General features: G+C 73.3%; 20 protein-coding genes. 10 read left to right on the top strand and 10 right to left on the bottom strand.

Features of this window, described 5'->3' with window-relative positions:
* Nucleotides 1-17 precede the first annotated feature (17 nt).
* Nucleotides 18-1,238, bottom strand: a complete 1,221-nt coding sequence (locus ACGRHY_RS02920) for an STM4014 family protein (RefSeq protein WP_394633812.1) — start codon at nt 1,236-1,238, stop codon at nt 18-20.
* Nucleotides 1,219-2,190: an STM4015 family protein gene (locus ACGRHY_RS02915; protein ID WP_394633811.1), complete on the bottom strand. Its 972-nt coding sequence runs from the start codon at nt 2,188-2,190 to the stop codon at nt 1,219-1,221. The genes ACGRHY_RS02920 and ACGRHY_RS02915 overlap by 20 nt, the downstream gene beginning before the upstream one ends.
* A gap of 217 nt (nt 2,191-2,407) precedes the next feature.
* Between ACGRHY_RS02915 and ACGRHY_RS02910 the strand changes: the two genes are divergently transcribed.
* The 3 genes from ACGRHY_RS02910 to ACGRHY_RS02900 all read left to right on the top strand — a co-directional run bounded on the left by ACGRHY_RS02910 (nt 2,408) and on the right by ACGRHY_RS02900 (nt 4,514).
* Nucleotides 2,408-3,172, top strand: a complete 765-nt coding sequence (locus ACGRHY_RS02910) for a DUF6745 domain-containing protein (RefSeq protein ID WP_394633810.1) — start codon at nt 2,408-2,410, stop codon at nt 3,170-3,172.
* Nucleotides 3,173-3,333: 161 nt separating this feature from the next.
* A complete protein-coding gene (locus tag ACGRHY_RS02905; RefSeq protein ID WP_394633809.1) occupies nt 3,334-4,140 on the top strand; it encodes an SGNH/GDSL hydrolase family protein in 807 nt (268 codons plus the stop codon).
* A gap of 188 nt (nt 4,141-4,328) precedes the next feature.
* The gene (locus ACGRHY_RS02900; protein ID WP_394633808.1) at nt 4,329-4,514 is read left to right on the top strand and encodes a tail-anchor membrane protein; all 186 of its coding nucleotides are present in this window, start codon (nt 4,329-4,331) and stop codon (nt 4,512-4,514) included.
* Nucleotides 4,515-4,553: 39 nt separating this feature from the next.
* Here ACGRHY_RS02900 and ACGRHY_RS02895 read toward each other — a convergent pair whose 3' ends face one another.
* Nucleotides 4,554-5,393 (bottom strand): hypothetical protein, encoded by an 840-nt coding sequence (locus ACGRHY_RS02895; RefSeq protein WP_394633807.1) that lies wholly within the window; start codon nt 5,391-5,393, stop codon nt 4,554-4,556.
* Nucleotides 5,394-5,495: 102 nt separating this feature from the next.
* On the bottom strand, nt 5,496-6,095 hold the full coding sequence (locus ACGRHY_RS02890; protein WP_394633806.1) for a class I SAM-dependent methyltransferase: 600 nt from the start codon (nt 6,093-6,095) through the stop codon (nt 5,496-5,498).
* 172 nt (nt 6,096-6,267) lie between these two features.
* Here ACGRHY_RS02890 and ACGRHY_RS02885 point away from each other — a divergent pair, with 172 nt between their 5' ends.
* Entirely contained in the window at nt 6,268-6,660 is a 393-nt protein-coding gene (locus ACGRHY_RS02885; protein WP_394633805.1) for a roadblock/LC7 domain-containing protein, read from the top strand.
* 166 nt (nt 6,661-6,826) lie between these two features.
* Nucleotides 6,827-7,807 (top strand): DUF6397 family protein, encoded by a 981-nt coding sequence (locus ACGRHY_RS02880; protein ID WP_394633804.1) that lies wholly within the window; start codon nt 6,827-6,829, stop codon nt 7,805-7,807.
* Here the strand turns inward: ACGRHY_RS02880 and ACGRHY_RS02875 are convergent.
* Nucleotides 7,785-10,298, bottom strand: a complete 2,514-nt coding sequence (locus ACGRHY_RS02875) for a DEAD/DEAH box helicase (protein ID WP_394633803.1) — start codon at nt 10,296-10,298, stop codon at nt 7,785-7,787. The two genes, ACGRHY_RS02880 and ACGRHY_RS02875, sit on opposite strands and share 23 nt — an antisense overlap.
* A 121-nt stretch (nt 10,299-10,419) precedes the next feature.
* Here ACGRHY_RS02875 and ACGRHY_RS02870 point away from each other — a divergent pair, with 121 nt between their 5' ends.
* Nucleotides 10,420-11,214 (top strand): metal-dependent hydrolase, encoded by a 795-nt coding sequence (locus tag ACGRHY_RS02870; protein WP_394633802.1) that lies wholly within the window; start codon nt 10,420-10,422, stop codon nt 11,212-11,214.
* A 92-nt stretch (nt 11,215-11,306) separates the two neighbouring features.
* Here ACGRHY_RS02870 and ACGRHY_RS02865 read toward each other — a convergent pair whose 3' ends face one another.
* Both ACGRHY_RS02865 and ACGRHY_RS02860 read right to left on the bottom strand, forming a co-directional pair.
* The gene (locus ACGRHY_RS02865; protein WP_394633801.1) at nt 11,307-13,088 is read right to left on the bottom strand and encodes an ABC transporter ATP-binding protein; all 1,782 of its coding nucleotides are present in this window, start codon (nt 13,086-13,088) and stop codon (nt 11,307-11,309) included.
* Nucleotides 13,085-14,932: an ABC transporter transmembrane domain-containing protein gene (locus tag ACGRHY_RS02860; protein ID WP_394633800.1), complete on the bottom strand. Its 1,848-nt coding sequence runs from the start codon at nt 14,930-14,932 to the stop codon at nt 13,085-13,087. Before ACGRHY_RS02860 ends, ACGRHY_RS02865 begins: the two co-directional genes overlap by 4 nt.
* A gap of 114 nt (nt 14,933-15,046) precedes the next feature.
* Here ACGRHY_RS02860 and ACGRHY_RS02855 point away from each other — a divergent pair, with 114 nt between their 5' ends.
* Together ACGRHY_RS02855 and ACGRHY_RS02850 are read left to right on the top strand one after the other, a co-directional pair.
* Nucleotides 15,047-15,814, top strand: a complete 768-nt coding sequence (locus ACGRHY_RS02855) for a L,D-transpeptidase family protein (RefSeq protein ID WP_394633799.1) — start codon at nt 15,047-15,049, stop codon at nt 15,812-15,814.
* 197 nt (nt 15,815-16,011) lie between these two features.
* Nucleotides 16,012-17,958 carry an ABC transporter ATP-binding protein gene (locus ACGRHY_RS02850; protein WP_394633798.1) on the top strand — a complete coding sequence of 649 codons (1,947 nt, stop codon included), beginning with the start codon at nt 16,012-16,014 and terminating at the stop codon, nt 17,956-17,958.
* Nucleotides 17,959-17,965: 7 nt separating this feature from the next.
* On the opposite strand, the gene ACGRHY_RS02845 is transcribed toward ACGRHY_RS02850, so the two are convergent.
* The 3 genes from ACGRHY_RS02845 to ACGRHY_RS02835 all read right to left on the bottom strand — a co-directional run bounded on the left by ACGRHY_RS02845 (nt 17,966) and on the right by ACGRHY_RS02835 (nt 19,265).
* A complete protein-coding gene (locus tag ACGRHY_RS02845; RefSeq protein ID WP_394633797.1) occupies nt 17,966-18,445 on the bottom strand; it encodes a GNAT family N-acetyltransferase in 480 nt (159 codons plus the stop codon).
* Entirely contained in the window at nt 18,442-18,795 is a 354-nt protein-coding gene (locus ACGRHY_RS02840) for an NUDIX hydrolase (RefSeq protein WP_394637904.1), read from the bottom strand. The genes ACGRHY_RS02845 and ACGRHY_RS02840 overlap by 4 nt, the downstream gene beginning before the upstream one ends.
* A gap of 86 nt (nt 18,796-18,881) precedes the next feature.
* Nucleotides 18,882-19,265 carry a VOC family protein gene (locus ACGRHY_RS02835; RefSeq protein WP_394633796.1) on the bottom strand — a complete coding sequence of 128 codons (384 nt, stop codon included), beginning with the start codon at nt 19,263-19,265 and terminating at the stop codon, nt 18,882-18,884.
* A 49-nt stretch (nt 19,266-19,314) separates the two neighbouring features.
* On the opposite strand from ACGRHY_RS02835, the gene ACGRHY_RS02830 reads away from it, so the two are divergent.
* Nucleotides 19,315-19,980 carry a ThuA domain-containing protein gene (locus tag ACGRHY_RS02830; protein WP_394633795.1) on the top strand — a complete coding sequence of 222 codons (666 nt, stop codon included), beginning with the start codon at nt 19,315-19,317 and terminating at the stop codon, nt 19,978-19,980.
* A 35-nt stretch (nt 19,981-20,015) separates the two neighbouring features.
* Nucleotides 20,016-20,525, top strand: a complete 510-nt coding sequence (locus ACGRHY_RS02825) for an O-acetyl-ADP-ribose deacetylase (RefSeq protein WP_394633794.1) — start codon at nt 20,016-20,018, stop codon at nt 20,523-20,525.
* The last annotated feature ends 14 nt before the right edge of the window (nt 20,526-20,539 follow it).

Here is a 20,539-nt window from a genome sequence, read left to right as displayed (position 1 = left end):
CGCGGGCTCCGGTGTCCTCAGGGCGCTGCACGGCGGGCCTCCCCCTGTCCCCCGGCTCCTCCGGCCGCCGACCGGCCGGCAGCCGGTCCGCCCGGTACCGCACCGCGCACAACGGCGTCGACCTGTGCCGCGTAGGTGTCCCGCCCCTCGGCCCGGCCGCCGGCCAGACCGGTCAGCCGGGGCAGCAGGTCACCGAAGGCGTTCACCTCTCCGACGGCGAAACGCCGCCAGCCGGTGGCGGGCAGCAGGTCCACACCGACGCACAGGGTGGCGGGGAAGCAGACCGCGGCCCGTTCGCACACCTCCAGCACCCGCGCCCAGGGCACTCCGGCCGCCTCCGCCGCGGTGCGGGCAGCGGTCAGGTCGCCGCGGACACCGCCGAGGTGGAGGTTGGTCATGGGGGAGTGGCTGGTGCGCACCAGGGCGTGAGTCGCCTCCCCGGCCACCACGACCACCCGCAGGTCGGCCGCCCTGCCGTGCTGGGACGCCTTGGGCAGCCAGCGCTCGATGTGCAGGCCGTCCGGTGCCAGGGCGTCGACCACGGCGGCGATGTCGGACTCGCCGTCGTAGCGCCGCACCCGCAGGGAGTTGAACAGGTCTCCGTCCGGGGCGCGTTCGACGGAGGTGGTCGCGCGCCACCGGCCGCGCCCGCCGGACTCGACGGCCAGCACCCCGGAGGCGGAGGATGCGTGGGCGAGTTTGACGAAGACCCGGCGCATCTCCGTATCGCGCATCATCGCGCGCACGTCGTCCCAGCCCGTCACCGGCGCGGCGCCGGGGCCGGAGGTCGGCGAGGGGGGCACCGGGACACCCGCCTCGGCCAGCACTCCGTGACACAGCCGTTTGTCGAAGAGCACCGCCAGGTTCTCCGGGCTGTCCAGCAGTACGCACCGGGCGGACCGGGCGGCCCCGGCGACACGGTGTACGGCCGCGGTGAAGTTCGCGTACCAGCGGGCCGTGCCCTCCACCCGCGCGGGATCGTCCACCCCGCGCAGCAGACGCTCGACCAGCGGGTCCTCGCCGGGCGAGTCGATCCGCACGGTCTCGCCCGCCGCGAACCGCTCGCCGCCGGCCAGCACCTCGGCCCACGGCAGCAGGCGGGGCGCGGGCAGCCCCGCGCCGGTGACGGCCGCCGCGAACGACTCCACCCGGCGGCTTCCGGGGTTGCCGACGACGGCGAACCGCGGCGTCCCGCCGCCGGGGCCGCTGCCGCCGGGATCACTCGGAGACGGCGACATAGCGCCAGACCTCGCCGCGGTACTCGTCCGGCTTCTCCTGGTCGGAGAGGTCCATGTCGACTCCGGCGCTCCCCAGTTCCTCGCGCAGCCGCTCCATCATGGCGTCGCTCAGGAAGTGGTGGGCGAGATCGAGCCGTGCCAGGTGGGTGAGCGGCTGCCCGCTCAGCAGCGCCTCGGCACCGCTGTCGGTGAGGGTGCCCATGGACAGGTCCAGGGCGCGCAGCCGCGCCACCACGGGCGCGCCGGCCGCGGCCGCGGCGATCTCGTCCTGCAGCTCGCTGTTCATCAGCCCCAGGCTGCGCAGTGCGGGGAAGCGTTCCCCGGCCAGGATCGGAGCCAGGTCCTCCGCGGTGGCGTCGCCCCCGTACTCGCTGACGCCGAGCCACAGCTCGAGCCGGCTCAGCGCGGGCAGGTCGCTTCCGGCGACCGCACGCACGACGCTGCCGGGCAGTCCGCCCGCCTCGAACACCAGGGTGCGCAGGTGCTCGTGGCGCAGAGGGCGGAGCGTCAGGCCGGAACCACCGCGCACCCCGAACCCGCGCAGCCGGGGGTAGGCCTCCAGGACCGGGGTGACATCGGCCTGCTCGATCCAGGAGATCTCCGCCTCCTCCGCCACCAGATCGCCGATGAACACGGCTTCCAGGGCGGGGAACCGGTCCGCGTTCGAGGTGAGCAGCTCGACGACGAAGCCGGAGTCCCTCTCGTAGCACTCGCCCCACTGGCCGATGATCAGGGCGCGGACGGCCGTGGTGTCCACGGCCGCCAGGAAGCCGCGCCAGACGTCCTCGAAGTCCTCGGCCGGGAAGTCCTCGTCGTAGGAGTCGTAGAACAGGCGCCAGGCCACGGACGCGGCCGCGGGCAGGGGGTCCGCCGGGCGGCCGTCCGCGCCGGGCGGCATGTAGGTGTGGGCGGGCAGGGCGTGCAGCTCCCGCAGGTGCTCGTTGACGGTCATGGGACTCCCCCGAACGCGTGCCGACAGTACGGAAGGTTCTATCAACCGCCGCTGACATTGATAGTGGTACGCAGGTTCTGGTGGTCGTGGCTCGGCCGCTGAACGACGTCCTGCCGGACTGTCCTCCCGCTGTTCCGTCCGGCCGCCGGGACCTGTCCCCCAAGGCTCCGGCCGGGCGGAACACGAACTGATAGGAGCTTGGCCAGAAGCCCCCTCGATGTCCTGTCTGCGCCACCCGGCCGGCGCCTCACCTCCGGCTGGGAAGGCACCCCAGCAGCCGTGCCCGGTACGGGCCCGGGCCCTCCGGATCGACCTGGCAGACCCCTGCCCCGGCTTTCCGTTCACCGCCGCCGTACGGTCCCTGCACGGAGCGGGCCGGGCCGCAGCGTACGGCGGGGGTCCGCACCCTGCCGTGGGCGGCGGAACGGGAACGGCTGCACGGGAGGCTGGTCCCGGTGCGGGGGGCGGAGCACTGGGCGCGCACCGGCGCACCGCTGTGGGAGACCACCGCGCTCCTGGCGGAACGCGTACGCACCGGTGTCGTCGCGGAGTCGGCGTCCTCGCCCGCGGGGACGGGACCGGTCCGCCGGGAGGGCTCGCGGCGGTGGCCCGCGCCGCGGGCTGGTGGTGGCCCTACGAGCGGGTGGCGGTCGTCGCCGAGTGTCCCCCGGAACTCCACCGCGGCGGGGCGTGGCCGGGGAACGCCCCGGCTCCGTTCGGCGCGGACCTGACGTTCCCGCCCGTGCCCGCGACGGCTCCCGGCGGACGGAGTACTCGTGTTCCGACCGGACTCGGCCGCCGGGCACCGAGTACCGGCCGCCGGAGGGTGCGTACTCAGGCGCGGGCACTCCGACCCGGCGTCCGGCGGGCTTCAGCCGACCGGAGCCGACGGAGACGACGGGCCGGAGCCTCCCTCACGAGGTGCTCCTTCACGGGGCGGCGCTCCGGCGGGCCCTCGGCGCCGCCGGGACCGCGCAGTTGATTGTTTGTCGGGAAAAGGGCTGTTACCTGCGGCGGTGCGGGGCGGTTGTTCAGGCTGACATCGGATCAGTTTTGGCATGAACACTTCCTGAAAACGCTCCGTGCTGCTACTACGTAGTAGGCGCACCTCTCCCCCTCTTCCCTCCACACCCAGGAGACTCCATGAAGTTGTCCCGTCTCGCGTCCGTGGCGGCCACCCTCGCCGCCCTCGTCGGACTCGGACTCGGCGGCGCGGGCGTGGCATCCGCCCAGGAAGCCGCGGCCACCTCCTACGTCGCGCTCGGCGACTCCTACTCCTCCGGAGTCGGCGCCGGCAGCTACTACAGTTCCAGCGGATCCTGCAAGCGCAGCGCCAAGGCGTATCCGGTGCTGTGGAAGAACGCGAACGCACCCGCCTCCTTCCACTTCACCGCCTGCTCCGGCGCCAAGACCGGCGACGTCATCAACAACCAGCTCGGCCCCCTGACGTCGGGCACCACCCTGGTGAGCATCTCCGTCGGCGGCAACGACGCCGGCTTCGCCGACGCCATGACCACCTGCGTCCTGCAGGGCACCAACGCGTGCCTCGCGCGGATCAACGAGGCGCGCGCCTACATCTCCAACACCCTTCCCGGGAAGCTCGACGCGGTCTACAACGCCATCCGGAGCAAGGCGCCCAACGCCCGGGTCGTCGTCCTCAACTACCCCCGCTTCTACAAGCTCAACGGCAGCTGCTGGGTGGGACTCAGCGAGACCTCGCGCGCGGCCATCAACGACGCGGCCGACCACCTGAGCGACACCATCGCCAAGCGCGTCGCCAACCACGGCTTCACCTTCGGCGACGTCCGCGGCAGGTTCACCGGTCACGAGATCTGCTCCGGCGACTCGTGGCTGCACAGCGTCGACTGGTTCAACATCACCAACTCGTACCACCCCACGGCGGCCGGCCAGGCCGGGGGCTACTACCCCGTCATGGAGGGCCTGGCCTGACGCCCCCCTGGCACAGCCCGGCCGGAAGCCCGGCCGGAACGGTGGCGGCCCGCGGTTTCCGCGGGCCGCCACCGGCGCCGCCCTCCGCTTTTCGGCCCGGTGGCGGTGGAAGTGCGGAACAAGGCGGCCCGTACGTACGTTCTCCGAAGTGAGCGGCGGCCGCACCGCCGCCGTAGGAGGCGTGGAAGATGACCAACCGTGGAAAGATCGCCGTCGGCGGTGTGGCGGTGGGGCTGCTGCTGTGGACGATCACGGGCAGTTTTCTGATAGCACTGGCGGTGGTGGTCGGTGTGCCGGCGGTCGCCTACCTGGCCCTCGACCCCTCGCAGCGGCGCAGGGTGCGGCGAGTGGGCCGCAAGGAGCTCGGGCGCTGACCCGGGCGCGACCGCCGGACCGCGCGGGCCGGCCGGGGCTCAGGCCGCCGTGTCCGGCCGCACCGCCAGTTCGTCCAGGGCTCTGAGCAGCCCCGGCAGCTCCGAACCGCGGCCCACCGGGAGCACCTCGCCGGGCTCGTCGTCCAGCAGGACGAACGCGATGTCGTCGGTCCGCGCCACCAGGCTCCAGCCGGGCCCGTCCGCGCGCAGGGTCCGGGCCTCCTCGGTGGCGAAGGCGGAACGGATCCGGCCGGGCGGCGGCGGGGAGTGCACGTAGCCGCGGGCCTCCTCCAGAACGCGCCGCACCCTGCTGTTGGGGTTCTCGCCCGGCTCGACGAACGTCACGTCCGCGTCGACCCGGGCGCGCCAGTCCGCCCACTGCAGTGCGATCTCGTCCGCGCCCAGCCGCCGCTGCGCCGGGCCCCAGCGCGAGGTGTCCGGCGGGGACAGCGGGGCCCGGCCGCCGTCCAGCTCCGGATCGGGCTCCGGGTCGTGGGGGGCGGGGACACCGGGTGCGGCCACCGCCAGCGCCAGTGGCCAGCCGGGCAGCACGGCGGCGATCGTCCGCTCGTCCGGGGACAGGTCGTACTCCATACCGCAGTCCCAGGCTGCGATCGCGCACGCCACGAGGGACACGTCCTCCGTGACGACGGTCCAGCGCGCGCCCTGTCCGTCCTGGCCGAGGACGAGGCCGTGGCCCTCCGCGTACGGCTCCAGCCCCAGGGCGGCGCACGCCTCGGGGTAGTCGTCGCCGAGGACGCTCGGGAACTGCGCGGGGGTGAGCAGCGCCGCGGTCAGCACGTACAGCGCGTCGTCGCTCCCGCTGCGCGCGTCCTGTGCCTCTGCCACGTCGGCCTCCTCCCCGGACCCTCCGGACATCGTCCGCGCACCCTAGCCATGTCAGGGGGGTGGCGTCGAGAGACCGGGGACACACCGGGTTGCCTTCCGCGGCCCGTACGCCCCCCGGGGGCCGCGCGGCGCTCAGTCGCGTACGGCCAGTGCGAGGTAGCGGTGATCCTCGTCGGTGCAGGAGGCCAGGCGCCAGCCCGCGGCCGCCAGCAGGGGGCGGAGGTTCGGCTCGGCCCGGGGGTCGTCGGGCCCGAGCGGGCGCCCGTGCCGGGCGGCGAGAGTGGCGCGCCCGACCGGATGGAACAGCGCGAGACGGCCGCCGGGCCGGACCACTCGGGCCAGCTCCCGCAGGCCGGCGGCCAGGTCGGGCAGATGCGACACCAGGCCGGCCGCGAACACCGCGTCCAGCACTCCGTCGTGCAGCGGCAGCCGGGCGGCGTCGGCGACGGTCAGCAGTGCGCCGCGGTGCCGTCCGGCCAGGACGGCGACCTCCAGCATCGCCGGGGCGAGATCGACGCCCACCACCGTGCCCTGTCTGCCGACCGCCGCGCGCAGCGCGGGCAGCGCGCGTCCGGTGCCGCAGCCGGCGTCCAGCACCGTGTCACCGGGGAACAGGCCCAGCTCGGCCACGGCGGCGTCATAGGCGGGGCCGTCGTCGGGGAAGCGGGCGTCCCAGCCGGCGGCCCGCTCGGTGAAGAACTCCAGCACGCGTGTCCCGTCGTACTCCGTCATACGGTCGTCATCGTCCACTACCGGTGCTTTTCCCGGTGACCGATCCCGGTACCCCTGCTTCCGTTTTCCTTCCGGTTCCGGCCGGGTGGTGGGCGGCCGAGATCGGTGGTTGCTCCGGGGCCCGTCGTGGGTAAGGCTGGCACCGCGTGACCATGAGAAGGGGGAATCGGGGATGGCCCTGAGCAGTGAGCTGGACTGGCTGCTGGACGATCTGACGCAGCGGATGCCTTCGGTTCGGCATGCGCTGGTGCTCTCGAACGACGGGCTGGTCACCGGTGCCGCCCAGAGCCTGGAGCGGAGCGAGGCCGAACACCTGGCCGCCGTCGCGTCCGGGCTGCACAGCCTGGCCAGAGGCACGGGAGAACACTTCCACGTGGGCCGGGCGCGGCAGACGATGATCGAGTTCGACGAGGGGATGCTCTTCGTGACGGCCGCCGGAGACGGCAGCTGTCTGTGCGTGCTGGCCGAGGCGGAGGCCGACATGGGGCAGATCGCCTACGAGACGACCCTGCTGGTGAACCGGGTCGGTGAGCACCTGGGAGTGGCCATGCGCAACGGCCGCTGAGTGACGGCCCGGGGCCGGCCGCCTCGCCGAGCCATCGCGGGCCGTACCACCGGACACAGCCCCACCGGGGCTTTCTCCGGGTTTTCCACAGGCTCCCCCGGAGCGGTTCGACGGCGGACTACCTTCGTCGCACACGGTAGTCGTCGAGATGCGCAGGGGGATCACCATGCCGGTCGGACTGGTACGGACGGAGAAGGCCTGTACACGGGAGAGGGACGCGGTGGAGGCCGTGCCGATGGGCGAGGCGCACCGGATGCTGGGGATCAGGCCGAGGGAACTGGAACTGGCCGTCGAGCTGGGCGCGCTGGCGACGGTGGCGCCGCGGCGGGAGAGCCATCGCCGCCGGGTGCCGGTGGCCGAGCTGGCCCGGGTGCGCGCGGAGGAGGGATTTCCGGCCACTTTGCGTGAGCGGTTGCGTCTGGTCGGTGCACGGGAGGGCGCCGGGCTGCTGGGCGTCACCGCGGTGCGCTTCACGCGGCTGGCCCGGGCCGGCTGCTTCGGACCGGTGCGTTTCTCCCTCAACCGGTACCGGGCGGTGGTCTGGTTCTACCTCGCCAGCGAGCTGCGGGACATCGCCGAGCACCAGTCGGCGCTGCTCCGCGGCCCGCTGCCCGAGGGGCTGCTGCGCATCCTGGCCGAGGGCGAGGACTGGCGTCCGCGCCACTGGCGCAACCGGCGGATCGCCCAGGCGGTCCGCCGGACGGACGATCCGTGGGCGGCCGCCGCCGCCCACGCCGCGGTACTCACACCAGAGGTACTGGAGGAGGCCGTACCGGATCCGGTCGAACGGGCCAGGCTCGCGCGACTGCGGCCGGAGCTGACCACCGCCCGGCCGGAGTCCTTCGCGGCCAGGAGGGTCGTGCGGGGGCTGCTCACCGCCGACGGCGAGGAGGAGGTCCTCTGGCACCGGCTGGGTCTGACGCTGGCGCTGAGCACGGCGCGGTCGGCCCGCCCCCTGTGCCGGCCGGAGCGGGAGCCCCGGCCGGCCGGGAGCGAGGAAGCCGGAGGAGCCGGCCGAGGGGGATCGGTTCTGCTTCCTTCGGGAGAACCCCTCCCGCGTTGCGGAGACCGGCAGCCGCCCCCGCCGGCCGTGGATCCGTCCTCGCGCGAGCCCGCGGCCGCCGTCAGAGCTGCCCCACGTCGATGACCTTGATCACCGCTCGGCCCTCCTCGTCGGAGGCCGTGAGGTCGACCTCCGCGGTGATCCCCCAGTCGTGGTCGCCGTCGGGGTCGGCGAACGTCTGCCGCACCCGCCACAGGCCGTCCTCGGGGCGCTCCTCGATCCGCAGCAGCTTCGGGCCGCGGGCGTCCGGTCCGGTGCCCAGCTCGTCGTACTCCTCCCAGTACGCGTCCATGGCCTCGGCCCAGGCGTCGGCGTCCCAGCCGGCGTCGGCGTCCAGCTCGCCCAGCTCCTCGACCTTGTCCAGGGCGGCCAGCTCCACCCGCCGGAACATCGCGTTGCGCACCAGCACTCGGAAGGCGCGGGCGTTGGCGGTGACGGGCTTGACCTGGTCGGCGCGGTCCTGGGCCTCCTCGGCCGTCTCGTCCTCGGGGTTGGCCAACTGCTCCCACTCGTCCAGCAGGCTGGAGTCGACCTGGCGCACCATCTCGCCCAGCCACTCGACGATGTCCTGGAAGTCCTCGGACTTCCGGTCGTCGGGCACGGTGTGCTCCAGCGCCTTGTAGGCACTGGCCAGGTAGCGCAGGACGATGCCCTCGGTGCGGGCCAGCTCGTAGTGGGAGACGAACTCCCCGAAGGTCATGGCCCTTTCGTACATGTCGCGGATCACGGACTTGGGGGACAGGGGATGGTCGCCGACCCACGGGTGGCTCTTGCGGTAGACGCCGTAGGCATGGAAGAGCAGCTCTTCCAGCGGCTTGGGGTAGCCGATGTCCGCCAGCCGCTCCATGCGTTCCTCGTACTCGACGCCGTCGGCCTTCATCTGCGCGACGGCCTCGCCCCTGGCCTTGTTCTGCTGGGCGGCCAGGATCTGCCGAGGGTCGTCCAGCGTGGACTCCACCACGGAGACCATGTCCAGCGCGTACGAGGGGGACTCGAGGTCCAGCAGCTCGAACGCGGCGAGCGCGAAGGTCGACAGAGGCTGGCTGAGCGCGAAGTCCTGCTGGAGGTCCACGGTCAGCCGGATGCGGCGCCCCTCGGCATCGGGTGCGTCCAGCCGCTCGACGACCCCGCCGTCCAGGAGGGAGCGGTAGATGGCGATCGCCCGCCGGATGTGGCGCAGCTGGCTGCGCCGGTCCTCGTGGTTGTCCTCCAGCAGCTTGCGCATCGCGGCGAAGGCGTCACCGGGCCGGGCGACGACGGACAGCAGCATCGCGTGGGTCACCCTGAAGCGGGAGGTGAGCGGTTCCGGGTCGGAGGCGATCAGCTTCTCGAAGGTCTGCTCACTCCAGTTGACGAAGCCCTCCGGGGCCTTCTTCCGCACCACCTTGCGCCGCTTCTTCGGGTCGTCACCCGCCTTGGCGAGGGCCTTCTCGTTCTCGATGACGTGCTCGGGGGCCTGGGCCACGACCAGGCCCGCCGTGTCGAAGCCGGCCCGGCCGGCACGGCCCGCGATCTGGTGGAACTCCCGTGCCCGCAGTACCCGCACCCGGTTGCCGTCGTACTTGGCCAGCGCGGTGAACAGCACTGTGCGGATGGGCACGTTGACTCCCACCCCGAGGGTGTCGGTACCGCAGATCACCTTCAGCAGGCCCGCCTGGGCCAGCCTCTCCACCAGGCGACGGTACTTGGGCAGCATTCCGGCGTGGTGCACCCCGATGCCGTGCCGGACGTAGCGCGAGAGGTTCCGCCCGAACTTGGTGGTGAAACGGAAGTTGCCGATCAGCTTGGCGATCTCGTCCTTCTCGGCACGCGAGCACATGTTGATGCTCATCAGTGCCTGAGCGCGCTCCACCGCCTGGGCCTGGGTGAAGTGCACGATGTAGACCGGCGCCTGGTGGGTTTCGAGCAGTTCGGTCAGCGTCTCGGTCAGGCCGGTCATGCGGTACTCGTAGCTCAGCGGCACCGGCCGGGTGGCGGAGCGCACCACGGCGGTCGGACGCCCGGTGCGCCGCGTCAGGTCCTTCTCGAACCTGCTCACGTCGCCGAGCGTCGCCGACATCAGGACGAACTGCGCCTGGGGCAGCTCCAGCAGCGGGATCTGCCAGGCCCAGCCGCGGTCCGGTTCGGCGTAGAAGTGGAACTCGTCCATCACGACCTGGCCGATGTCGGCGTCCGTGCCGTCGCGCAGCGCGATGGAGGCGAGCACCTCGGCGGTGCAGCAGATGACGGGCGCGTCGGCGTTGACCGAGGCGTCGCCGGTGAGCATGCCGACGTTCTCGGTGCCGAAGATCTTGCACAGGTCGAAGAACTTCTCCGACACCAGGGCCTTGATGGGGGCGGTGTAGAAGGTGACCTTGTCCTGGGCGAGCGCGGCGAAGTGCGCCCCGGCCGCGACCAGGCTCTTGCCGGACCCGGTCGGTGTGGACAGGATGACGTTCGCCCCGGAGACCACCTCGATCAGCGCCTCCTCCTGAGCGGGATAGAGCGTGATGCCCCGTCCCTCGGCCCAGCCGGAGAAGGCTTCGTAGAGAGTGTCGGGGTCTGCGGTGCTCGGCATCTGATCGATAAGGGTCACGCCCTCCATACTGCCTGCCGCGGTGCCTCCGGTGGGAACCGGCCGACCGCACGAAGATCATCGGCACTACGCTGTGCCACCGGCACAACGGCGGAGCGAACGCGATGGGGTGGGGACGCACATGATGGGACCGGCGCATTCACTGTCGGGGGCGGCGGCGTGGCTGGGGGTGGGAGCGGTGGCGGACGCCCTGGACCGGCCGATGCCGTGGCCGGTCCTGGTGGCCGGTGCCCTGATCTGCGCGGGTGCGGCCCTCGCACCCGATCTGGACCACAAGTCGGCGACGATCTCCCGTGCCTTCGGCCCGCTCTCCAGATGGCTGTGCATGGTGATCGAGAAACTCTCGTGCGCGGTCTACAAGGCCACCCGCAAGTCCGGCGACCCGCGCCGCGCGGGAGGCCACCGCACCCTCACCCACACCTGGCTGTGGGCGGTGGCGATGGGTGCCGGCTTCTCGGCCTTCGCGATGCTCGGCGGACGCTGGGCGGTGCTGGGCATCCTCTTCGTCCACATGGTGCTGGCCGTCGAGGGCCTGCTGTGGCGGGCGGCGCGGGTCTCCAGCGACGTTCTGGTGTGGCTGCTGGGGGCGACCAGCGCGTGGATCCTGGCGGACATCCTGAACAAACCCGGAAACGGGGCGGACTGGCTGTTCACCGCACCTGGCCAGGAGTACCTGTGGCTGGGACTGCCGATCGTGCTGGGCGCCCTGGTCCACGACCTCGGCGACGCCATCACCGTCTCCGGCTGCCCGGTCCTGTGGCCGATTCCGTTGGGAAGCAAGCGCTGGTACCCGCTGGGCACGCCCAAGCCCATGCGGTTCAAGGCCGGCAGCTGGGTCGAGGTGCAGGTCCTGATGCCCGGCTTCATGCTGGCCGGTGGGCTGAGCGGGCTGTGGGCCGTGGGTTTCCTCGGCTGAGCCCTCGTCGGCCGAGCCGCCCCCGGGCGCACGCCCCGACCCCTTGCCTTCCGGCCCGGAGCGCTCCGGGCCGGAAGGCAAGGGGGACCGGGTCAGCCGTGCCAGGACCGCCACAGCGCGGCGTAGGCGCCGTCGGCGGCGACCAGCTCACCGTGGCTTCCCAGCTCGCTGATCCGGCCGTCCTCCACGACCGCGATCACATCCGCGTCGTGCGCGGTGTGCAGCCGGTGCGCGATCGCCACCACGGTCCGCCCCTGGAGCACCCGCGCCAGCGAGTGCTCCAGATGCCGGGCGGCACGCGGGTCCAGCAGGGACGTCGCCTCGTCCAGGACCAGGGTGTGCGGATCGGCCAGCACCAGCCGGGCCAGCGCGATCTGCTGGGCCTGGGCCGGGGTGATCGCCTCCCCGCCCGAGCCGACCTCGCTGTCCAGGCCGTCGGCCAGCTTCCGGGCCCAGCCTTCGGCGTCCACCGCGGCGAGGGCGGCCCACAGCTCGGCGTCGCCGGCGTCCGCGTTCGCCAGCAGCAGGTTGTCGCGCAGCGAACCGACGAAGACGTGGTGCTCCTGGTTGACCAGCGCCACGTGTTCGCGCACCCGCTCCGCGGGCATCCGGGCCAGCTCGGCCCCGCCGAGCGTGACCTCGCCCGCCCGCGGCGCGTAGATCCCCGCCAGCAGCCGGCCCAGCGTGGACTTGCCCGCACCCGAGGGCCCCACCAGCGCGACCCGCGTACCGGGCGTGACGTCCAGCGACACCCCGTGCAGCACGTCGCCGCCCGCGTTGTAGCCGAACCGCACCTCGTCGGCCCGCACCTCGCGGCCGTCCGGGAGCAGTGCGCCGTCGCCCGATTCCGGCTCGATCTCCCGTACCCCGACCAGCCGGGCCAGGGACACCTGGGCGGTCTGGAGCTCGTCGTACCAGCGCAGGATCAGGCCGATCGGTTCGACCAGCATCTGCGCCAGCAGTGCGCCCGTCGTCAGCTCACCGACCGAGATCCAGCCCCGCAGTACGAAGAACCCGCCGAGCATCAGCACCGAGCCGAGGATCAGCACATGGGTGCCGTTGACGACGGGGAAGAGGACGGTGCGCAACCACAGTGTGTACCGCTCCCACGCCGTCCACCGGCCGATGCGCTGCTCGGACAGGGCGATCCGGCGCGGGCCCAGCCGGTGGGCCTCCACCGTCCGGCCGGCGTCCACGGTCTCGGCCAGGGCGGCGGCGACGGCGGCGTACCCCGCCGCCTCGGAACGGTAGGCGCCGGGCGCTCGCCGGTAGTACCAGCGGCAGCCCGCCAGCAGCACCGGCAGGGCGATCACGACGGACAGCGCAAGCGGCGGCGCGGTGGCCGTGAGCGCGCCCAGCAGCAGCGCGGCCCAGACGACGCCGATCGACAACTGGGGCACCGCCTCGCGCATGGCGCCCGCCAGCCGGTCGATGTCGGTGGTGATCCTGGACAGCAGGTCACCCGTACCGGCCCGCTCCAGCACACCCGGCGGCAGCCGCACCGAGCGGACCAGGAAGTCCTCGCGCAGATCCGCCAGCATCCGCTCGCCCAGCACCGCTCCGCGCAGCCGTACCTGCTGGACGAAGACCGTCTGGACGACCAGAGCGGTGGCGAACAGGACGACGGTGCGCTCCAGGTGCAGATCGCGGGCCCCCGCCGCGAGGTCCTCCACCACCCGCCCCAGCAGGTAGGGGCCGGCCATGGAGGCCAGTACCGCGACGGCGTTCACCGACACCAGTACGGTGAAGGCCCCGCGGTGCCGCCGGACCAGTTCGCCGACGTAGGCACGCACGGTCCCCGGCGCACCGACCGGCAGGGCCGCGGCCGACTCGGACGCGGCGGGATCGTGGGCGGGCGGTGCGACGCCGATCATGCGCTCTCCTCCATCTGCTCGTGCCGCAGCGGCCCCCGGCCTCCGGCCGCTCCGGCCCCGGGCCCGCCCTCGCCGGTGTCGTGTTCGTCATCGCCGCCGGCCTCGCGGGTGACCACAGCGCGGTACCCCGGCTCGTTCGCCAGCAGCCCCCGGTGCGTGCCCACGGCGGCCACCTCGCCGCCGGAGAAGAACACCACCCGGTCGGCCCGGTCCAGCAGCAGCGGACTGGAGGAGAACACCACCGTGGTGCGGCCGGCGCGCAGCCGGCGCAGCGCGTCGGCGACACGTGCCTCGGTGTGCGAGTCGACGGCGCTGGTCGGCTCGTCCAGCACCAGCACCTGCGGATCGGCGATCAGCGACCGCGCCAGCGCCAGCCGCTGGCGCTGGCCGCCCGACAGCGATCTGCCGCGCTCGGTGATCCGGGCCCGCATCGGGTCACCGTCCGGGGCGCCCCCGGCGCGCGCCAGCGCGGCGAGCACATCGCCGCACTGGGCCGCGTCCAGCGCCCGTCCGGGCGCGACCGCGCCGGACGACGGCACGTCGAGCAGTTCCCCCAGGGTGCCCGACAGCAGCACCGGGTCCTTGTCCTGGACCAGCACGGCGGTACGGGCCGTCTCCAGCGGCACACCGTCCAGGGCGACCCCGCCCAGCAGCACCGACGGCTCCTCCGTTCCGGATCCGGTGCCGTGCCCGCCCAGCCGTTCGGCGAGCCGGCCGGCCGCGTCGGGGTCGCCGCACACCACCGCCGTCAGGCCCCCGGCCGGTGCCAGCAGCCCGCTCACCGGGTCGTACAGGTCGCCGGCCGGCGTCTGCGCGCCCCCACGCGCCCCCGTGGCGTCCGCCCGCGTCCCACGGCTCAGCGCCAGGACCCGGGCGGCCCGCTCGGCCGAAGGGCGGGAGAAGGAGTAGGCCATGGCGATCTCCTGGAAGAGCCTCAAGGGGAAGAGCAGGAAGGTCACCGCGCCGTACACCGTCACCAGTTCACCCACGGCGACCGTGCCGTCCAGCGCCAGCCGCGCCCCCAGCCAGACCACCGCGATCAGCAGCACCCCCGGCAGCACCACCTGCACGGCATCGATCAGCGACCACATCCGCGCGGTCCGCACCGCCGCCCGCCGCACCTCCTGCGAGGCCCTGCGGTACCTGCCGAGGAACAACTCCTCGCCTCCGACGCCGCGCAGCACCCGCAGCCCGGCCACGGTGTCGGCGGCCAGCTCGGTGGCCCGCCCGGCCTTCGCCCGCTGCGTGTCGGCCCGGCGGGTCGCCGGCGGCAGCAGCGGCAGTACGGCGGCCACCAGCGCCAGCACGCCCAGTGTCACCACGGCACCCAGCAGCGGCTCGTACACCACCAGAGCCGCACACACCCCGGCCGTGGTCAGCGAAGCGGCGCCGAAGCGGGAGACGGCCTCGACGAACCAGCCGATCTTCTCGATGTCCCCGGTGGAGACGGCCACCACTTCGCCGGCCGCCACCCGCCGGGTCAGCGCGGCCCCCAGCCCGGCGGTCCGCCGGGCCAGCAACTGCTGCACCCGGGCCGCGGCGGTGATCCAGTTGGTGACGGCGGCGCGGTGCAGCATGGTGTCCCCGACGGTGACCGCCAGACCCAGCACCACCGTCAGGGCGCCCGCGAGGACCAGCCGGTCCCCGGAGCGCTCGGTGGCGGCCTGTACGGCCATGCCCACGGCCAGGGGGAAGGAGGCGACCGCCGCCATGTGGAGCGTCCCCCAGGCCAGCGCCTTCGACTGGCCGCCCAGCTGTGAGCGCCACAGCCAGAGCATGAGGCGGAACCCGGACCGTACGTCGGGGTCGCCGGGATCAGGGTATGGAAGATCGCGAATGCGCATGACGTCCCGGAAACGGTCTCGATGGCGGAGAAGCGGAAGCGACCGTGCAAGCCTTCCGCCACCCCGGCGGGAGGGCAAAGGGTTTTCCGTGCGGCGGATGGGACGATGTACGGCATGAGCAGGACCGGTACACGGTTCGGACCCGGTGTCCGGCGCACGGCGCCGGCGATCTGCGCCGCCGCGACGGCGCTCCTTCTGCTCGCGGGCTGTGGCGGCGGGGGCACGGCCGGGGCCGGATCCTCCCCTTCCCCCCGGCCCCGGCAGGGGGCGCCGCAGCCGCCCTCCCCACCCGGAGCCGGATCCCACCGCATCCCCGGTGTCGGTGAGCGCCTCCACGCCGAGATCCCCGACTCGGCCCGGCAGGTCGTCGCCGTCTACGGCGCGGGTGGGGATTCCGGGGACGCCACGGTCGTCCTGTACACCCGGAACGGCGAGACCTGGACACGCGAGCGCCGCTGGCCCGCCCACAACGGCAGGCGGGGCTGGACGCCGGACCACCGCGAGAACGACAAGCGCAGCCCGGTCGGCGTCTTCACCCTCTCCGACGCCGGCGGCGTCCTCCCCGATCCCGGGGCGAAGCTGCCGTACACCCGCTCCGACGCCTTCGCCGCGCCGCGCCACTGGCCCATGGCGTACCGGCACGACTTCGACTACGTGATCGCCATCGACTACAACCGCGTCAGGGGCACCCCGCCCAACCACCCGGCCCGTCCCCTGGGGCAGGAGAAGGGCGGCAGCATCTGGCTGCACATGGACCACGGCAGCGGGACCTCCGGCTGCGTCAGCCTCTCCAGGGCCGGAATGGAGTACCTGCTGCGCACCCTCGACCCGGCGCGGCACCCGGTCATCGTGATGGGCGACAGGCGGAGCCTCGCCTCCTGATCGGAAGCCCGCCCGTCCGGAAGCCCGCCCGGGCGGGCTTCCGGACGGCTGCCCTCCGATCGTCCACCCGGGCACGGCGGCGCCCGGGCGGGCGGCGCGGACGGGCGCCCGGCGGGCGGGCGACCGTAGGCTGGTGAGCCGGGACCGGCCCCCCGCGGGCGGTCCCGCCGACCTCCGCCGACCGCCGAAGGAGCGCATTGCACCGCGACGAACCCGACTGGACCCCACCGCGGAGTGAGAAGGGCGAGCCGCAGCCGCCCGCCCAGATCCGCCGCATCCTGCGCCTCTTCCGCCCCTACCGCGGACGGCTGGCCGTGGTCGGACTGCTGGTCGGCGCCTCCTCGCTGGTGTCGGTCGCCTCGCCGTTCCTGCTGCGCGAGATCCTCGACGTGGCCATCCCCGAGCAGCGCACCGGCCTGCTGTCCCTGCTCGCCCTGGGCATGATCGCCACGGCGGTGCTGACCAGTGTCTTCAACGTACTCCAGACGCTGATCAGCACCACCGTCGGCCAGCACGTCATGCACGACCTGCGCACCGGGGTCTACGCCAAGCTCCAGCGGATGCCCCTGGCGTTCTTCACCCGCACCCGCACCGGCGAGGTCCAGTCCCGCATCGCCAACGACATCGGCGGAATGCAGGCCACGGTCACCTCCACCGCGACCTCCCTGGTCTCCAACCTCACCAGCGTGGTGGCGACGATCGTGGCCATGCTGGTGCTGGACTGGCGGCTCACCCTCGTCTCCCTGCTGCTGATGCCGCTGTTCGTCTGGATAAGCCGCCGGGTGGGCCGGGAGCGCAAGAAGATCGCCACCCGGCGGCAGAAGCAGATGGCGGCGATGTCGGCGATGGTGACCGAGTCGCTGTCGGTCAGCGGCATCCTGCTGGGCCGCACCATGGGCCGCGCCGACTCCCTCACCCGCTCCTTCGCCGGGGAGTCGGAGCGGCTGGCGGACCTTGAGATCCGCTCCAACATGGCCGGACGCTGGCGGATGTCGGTCATCGGCATCATCATGGCGGCCATCCCGGCGCTGCTGTACTGGGCGGCCGGGCTGCTCCTCCACCTCGGCGGCCCGGCCTTCTCCATCGGCACCCTGGTCGCCTTCGTCACCCTCCAGCAGGGCCTGCTGCGCCCGACCGTCTCACTGCTGAGCACCGGCGTACAGGTGCAGACCTCGCTCGCCCTCTTCCAGCGCATCTTCGAGTACCTGGACCTGCCGGTGGACATCACCGAACCCGCCCGGCCCGTGAGGCTGGAGCGGGCGCGCGGCGAGATCCGCTTCGAGGACGTCGTCTTCTCCTACGATCCGGGCTCGGCCACCCCCACGCTCAGCGGCATCGACCTGAACGTCCCGGCGGGCAGCAGCCTCGCCGTCGTCGGCGCCACCGGTTCCGGCAAGAGCACACTGAGCTATCTGGTGCCGAGGCTGTACGACGTCACCGGGGGCCGGGTCACCATCGACGGGATCGACGTACGGGAGCTGGACTTCGACTCCCTGGCCCGGACGGTGGGCGTGGTGTCGCAGGAGACCTATCTCTTCCACGCCTCCGTCGCCGACAACCTCCGCTTCGCCCGCCCCGGCGCCACCGACGCCGAGATCGAGGCCGCGGCCCGCGCCGCCCAGATCCACGACCACATCGCCTCGTTGCCCGAGGGCTACGACACCCTCGTCGGCGAGCGCGGATACCGCTTCTCCGGAGGCGAGAAGCAGCGACTGGCCCTCGCCCGCACCATTCTGCGCGACCCGCCCGTCCTCATCCTCGACGAGGCCACCAGCGCCCTGGACACCCGCACCGAGCAGGCGGTCCAGCGGGCCGTCGACGCGCTGGCCGCGGGCCGCACCACGCTGACGATCGCCCACCGTCTGTCGACCATCCGCGACGCCGACCAGATCGTCGTCCTCGACGGCGGCCGGATCGCCGAGCGCGGCACCCATGACGAACTCATCGCGCGCGACGGGCGCTACGCGGCCCTGCTGCGGCGCGACGCCGTCCTCCCCGAATCGGCGGGGGCCGAATCGGGGAGGCCCGAGCCGACAGGACCCGAGCCGACAGGACCCGGGGCGGCCGGACCCGGGGCGGCCGGACCCGGGGCGGCCGGACCGGCCGGCTCCGGCCCCGGAGCGGTCGAGACCGCCCCCGCCTGAACCACCGTCAGCGCAGCACCAGCAGGTACTCCTCCACCGTCTCCCCGCGGGCCGCCGCGTATCCGGCGTCCTCGCCGCAGCGCACGAAGCCGCACTTCTCCAGGACCCGCAGCGAGCCGTGGTTGTCCTTGGCCGCGCGGGCGTACAGCGGGCGGTGCGGGTGTTCGGTCACAAGGGCCGCCAGCGCACGCCCCGCGATGCCCCGGCCCCAGTGCTCGCGGGCGATCCAGTAAGTGACCTCGCGCTCCCCCGGACCTCCGTAGACCATGGCGCTGCCGACGACCTCGCCGCCGATGAGCACCGTCCGGTTCACGTTCCCGGGGTCACCGAGGAGCCGCTCCCAGCGGGCGTCGAAGGCGGCGCGGTCCGAGGGGTCGGCGACGGTGAAGGCCGCCATCCGGTTGGCCTGCGGATCGAGCTGGAGGCGGAAGAGGGAGGGCAGGTCGCCGGGCACGGTCCCGCGCAGTTCCACGGCCGGACCGGTCACGACAGCCTCCCTCCGGCGTGCAGTTCGTCGAAGACCAGCCGGTCCACCGGCGGTACCAGGGCGCGGTCGGCGTACGCCAGCCAGCGGATCTCCTCGATCTCGCCGTCGGCGGCGAGCGTGCCGCGGTAGTCGCCGGTGTAGCAGGCCATCCGCACCACCACATCCGGGGTGTCCGCGTCCACCGGAGCCTCGTACGTGCCCACGTGGGCGACCGTGCCCGGCACGATCGCCACGGTCAGCTCCTCCGCGACCTCCCGCAGCAGGGTCTGCTCGTCGCTCTCCCCGGTGTGGCGCTTGCCGCCCGGGACGTAGAAGAGGTCCCTGCCTCGCGTACGGGCGCCCAGGACCATGCCGTCGCGCAGATGCACCCACGCCACCGTGTCGATGAGCCTCCGCACGGGGCCGGACACACCGGGTACGGGGCCGGCGGCGCCCGTCACCGGGTGGTCCCCCCGCCCGGAGTACGGAAGCCCGGGGCGAACACGCCGAACTCGTTGCCCTCCGGGTCGGCCAGGACGTCCCACCCGGCGTCCCTGTCATGCCGCCGCACCAGGGTGGCGCCGAGCGAGAGGAGGTCGCCGGTGTCGCCCCACACGTCGAAGCGCACCCGGTTCCGGCCGGCCTCGGGGCCCGGCACCGGACTGAACCAGATCACCGGCCCGGCGTCCTGCGGGTGGTGGATGGCCACCGCCCACTCCGCCGGCGGGGGAGGATGACCCAGCGGTCTGCGGCGTTCGTACCCCAGCGCGGCACACCACCAGTCGGCGAGCGCCTGGTGGTCCGCGGCGTCCACGACCAGGTCCTTGATACGTGCTGGCATGCCGACGAGAGTAGTCCGCCGCGGTGCGGGGGCGGGGGACCATGGAGCCATGAGCACTGAACGGATCCTCGTCTTCACCCGGACCACCGGCTACCGGCACGACTCCATCCCGCACGGGTTCGAGGCCTTCCGTGATCTCGGCGGACGCCTGGGCCTCACCGTCGAGGCCACCGAGGAACCCGGTGTCCTCGCCGCCGCCCTGGGCGGCTGCCGCGCGGTGGTCTTCCTCTCCACCAGCGGCGAGGTGCTGACCCCCGAAAGCCGCGAGGCGCTGCGGGCGTACGCCGCCGCGGGCGGCGCCTTCGCCGGCGTGCACGCCGCGGCCACCACCGAGTACGACTGGCCCTGGTACGGCGAACTGCTCGGCGCGCGCTTCGAGAGGCATCCCGAACTCCAGCCGGGCGTGGCGGTGGTGGAGGACCGCGACCACCCGGCCACTGCGCACCTGGACGCCGCATGGCCGTTCACGGACGAGTGGTACGACTTCCGGGTCAGCCCGCGCGGCCGGGTGCGGGTACTGGTCCGCGCCGACGAGTCCACCTACGAGGGCGGCGGGATGGGGGAGGACCATCCGCTGGCGTGGTGCCACGAGAACACCGGGGGCCGCTCCTTCTACACCGCGCTCGGCCACAGCCCCGGGGCCTACGACGATCCCGCCTTCCGGCGCCATCTGCTGGGTGGCCTGGCCTGGGCGGCCGGACTCCCCCTGCCCTGACACCGTCCCGTCCCGGCACCGGGCAGGATGGACCCATGGTCACGATCCGGATGGTCCAGGGCGACATCACCGAGCAGTCCGTCGACGCGGTGGTCAACGCCGCCAACTCCTCCCTGCTGGGCGGAGGAGGCGTCGACGGGGCGATCCACCGCAGGGGAGGTCCGGAGATCCTCGCGGAGTGCCGGTCCCTGCGCGCCTCCCGCTACGGCAAGGGCCTGCCGACCGGCCGTGCGGTGGCCACCACCGCCGGACGGCTGCCCGCACGCTGGGTGATCCACACCGTGGGACCGGTCTTCAGCCGGGAGGAGGACCGCTCGGAACTGCTCGCCTCCTGCCACCGCGAGTCCCTCCGGGCCGCCGACGGGCTCGGAGCGCGGACGGTCGCTTTCCCGGCCGTCTCGACCGGTGTCTACGGCTGGCCCCTGGAGGACGCCGCGCGCATCGCCGTGGAGACGGTCCGGTCGACGCGGACATCGGTCGAGGAGGTCCGTTTCGTCCTCCTCGGCGAGCGGGCGTACCGGGCGTTCGCCGAGCGGCTGCGCTGAACGGCCGGTCCGGC

Source organism: Streptomyces shinuiensis, assembly GCF_043660855.1.
Lineage (GTDB): Bacteria > Actinomycetota > Actinomycetes > Streptomycetales > Streptomycetaceae > Streptomyces.
This window is presented reverse-complemented; position numbering and strand designations above follow the sequence as displayed.

Bases quoted from the DNA above. Each gene is read 5' to 3' on its own strand.
- ACGRHY_RS02915 (WP_394633811.1), bottom strand. From the start codon at position 2,190: ATGACCGTCAACGAGCACCTGCGGGAGCTGCACGCCCTGCCCGCCCAC.
- ACGRHY_RS02885 (WP_394633805.1), top strand. From the start codon at position 6,268: ATGGCCCTGAGCAGTGAGCTGGACTGGCTGCTGGACGATCTGACGCAG.
- ACGRHY_RS02825 (WP_394633794.1), top strand. From the start codon at position 20,016: ATGGTCACGATCCGGATGGTCCAGGGCGACATCACCGAGCAGTCCGTC.
- ACGRHY_RS02900 (WP_394633808.1), top strand. From the start codon at position 4,329: ATGACCAACCGTGGAAAGATCGCCGTCGGCGGTGTGGCGGTGGGGCTG.
- ACGRHY_RS02830 (WP_394633795.1), top strand. From the start codon at position 19,315: ATGAGCACTGAACGGATCCTCGTCTTCACCCGGACCACCGGCTACCGG.
- ACGRHY_RS02895 (WP_394633807.1), bottom strand. From the start codon at position 5,393: ATGTCCGGAGGGTCCGGGGAGGAGGCCGACGTGGCAGAGGCACAGGAC.
- ACGRHY_RS02905 (WP_394633809.1), top strand. From the start codon at position 3,334: ATGAAGTTGTCCCGTCTCGCGTCCGTGGCGGCCACCCTCGCCGCCCTC.
- ACGRHY_RS02835 (WP_394633796.1), bottom strand. From the start codon at position 19,265: ATGCCAGCACGTATCAAGGACCTGGTCGTGGACGCCGCGGACCACCAG.
- ACGRHY_RS02860 (WP_394633800.1), bottom strand. From the start codon at position 14,932: ATGCGCATTCGCGATCTTCCATACCCTGATCCCGGCGACCCCGACGTA.
- ACGRHY_RS02840 (WP_394637904.1), bottom strand. From the start codon at position 18,795: ATGGTCCTGGGCGCCCGTACGCGAGGCAGGGACCTCTTCTACGTCCCG.
- ACGRHY_RS02870 (WP_394633802.1), top strand. From the start codon at position 10,420: ATGATGGGACCGGCGCATTCACTGTCGGGGGCGGCGGCGTGGCTGGGG.
- ACGRHY_RS02910 (WP_394633810.1), top strand. From the start codon at position 2,408: ATGTCCTGTCTGCGCCACCCGGCCGGCGCCTCACCTCCGGCTGGGAAG.
- ACGRHY_RS02880 (WP_394633804.1), top strand. From the start codon at position 6,827: ATGCCGGTCGGACTGGTACGGACGGAGAAGGCCTGTACACGGGAGAGG.
- ACGRHY_RS02920 (WP_394633812.1), bottom strand. From the start codon at position 1,238: ATGTCGCCGTCTCCGAGTGATCCCGGCGGCAGCGGCCCCGGCGGCGGG.
- ACGRHY_RS02865 (WP_394633801.1), bottom strand. From the start codon at position 13,088: ATGATCGGCGTCGCACCGCCCGCCCACGATCCCGCCGCGTCCGAGTCG.
- ACGRHY_RS02855 (WP_394633799.1), top strand. From the start codon at position 15,047: ATGAGCAGGACCGGTACACGGTTCGGACCCGGTGTCCGGCGCACGGCG.
- ACGRHY_RS02890 (WP_394633806.1), bottom strand. From the start codon at position 6,095: ATGACGGAGTACGACGGGACACGCGTGCTGGAGTTCTTCACCGAGCGG.